Genomic DNA, 1351 nt, shown 5'->3' with positions numbered 1-1351 from the left:
AGGACTGACAGTGAGGATGTGACGTGGCTTCTCCGACGGGTCTGACTCACGGACTGACCGACGTCTCGACTGTCTTGTACTGGATTTGTCGATCCGCTCGGAGGAGCCGCCTCGCACGCGACCGGACGGGCGTCCGTGACCTCATAGGAGCTTGGTCAAGAAGCCCCGCCACTGTCCTGTCCGCCCGCCCGGCCGGCGCGTGCCGCCCCACCGGGATCAGCGAGAGGACGGCAATGACCAGCATGACGGACCAGGCCCTGGAAGTCACAGGCGGCGTCGACACGCACGGCGAGACCCACCACACGGCAGTGGTCGACCGCCTCGGCCGCCACCTGGCCGACCAGGAGTTCGAGGCCACCGGGGCCGGATACCGCAAGCTCCTGGCCTGGCTGCTGGCCCAGGGCACCGTGATGGCGGTCGGCGTGGAAGGCACCGGCGCCTATGGAGCCGAACTGGCCCGCGTCCTGCGGCAGGCGGGGCTGAGGGTTGTCGAGGTCGACCGGCCGGACCGCAAGACCCGCAGGCTGAAGGGCAAGTCCGACCCGATCGACGCCTATGCCGCCGCCGTGGCGGTGGCCTCCGGCCGGGCGAGCGGGACGCCCAAGACCCGCACCGGTGTCGTGGAGGCCGTGCGTGCCCTTCGCGTGCCGCGCCGCTCGGCCGTCAAGTCCCGCACCCAGGCGGTCAACCAGGCCCGGCAGCTGCTGGTCACCGCGCCCGAGAGCCTGCGCGCCGGGCTGCGCGGGCTGACCGCTGCCCAGCTCGCGAAGGCATGCGCGCGGCTGCGGCCGGGTGACGATCTCGCCGACCCGCTGGACGCGGCCAAAGCCGCCCTGCGACGGCTGGGCCGGCGGATCCTGGCCCTGACCGAGGAGATCGACGAGCTGGAGGCCGAGCTGAAGACGCTCACCGCCCAGGCCGCCCCCGAGCTCCTGGCCCTGCAAGGCGTCGGCGCGGACGTGGCCGGGCAGCTGCTGGCCACCGCCGGGGACAACCCCGACCGGCTGCACTCCGAAGCCGCCTTCGCCCACTTGTGCGGTGTCGCGCCGATACCGGCCTCCTCCGGGCGCCGGGACCGTCATCGCCTCAACCGCGGCGGGGACCGGGCGGCCAACCACGCCCTGCACACCATCGTGCTCTGCCGCCTGCGTTGGGACGACCGCACCCGCACCTACATGGAACGACGCACCCAGCAGGGCCTGTCGAAGAAGGACATCATGCGCTGCCTCAAGCGGCATGTCGCCCGCGAGGTCTACCGCGTCCTCATGCGATCCCTGGATCACCGCACCACCACCCGGCAAACCACACAAAGCGACCTCACTGAAGCCGCTTGACATCCATAGGAGCATCC

At 71.4% G+C, this 1351-nt stretch carries 1 protein-coding gene; it reads left to right on the top strand.

The window, feature by feature from the left end:
- Positions 1–233: 233 nt before the first annotated feature.
- Entirely contained in the window at positions 234–1334 is a 1101-nt protein-coding gene (locus KN815_RS49080; RefSeq protein WP_216348199.1) for an IS110 family RNA-guided transposase, read from the top strand.
- The last annotated feature ends 17 nt before the right edge of the window (positions 1335–1351 follow it).

This window comes from Streptomyces niphimycinicus, assembly GCF_018883605.1.
GTDB lineage: Bacteria > Actinomycetota > Actinomycetes > Streptomycetales > Streptomycetaceae > Streptomyces > Streptomyces niphimycinicus.
This window is presented reverse-complemented; position numbering and strand designations above follow the sequence as displayed.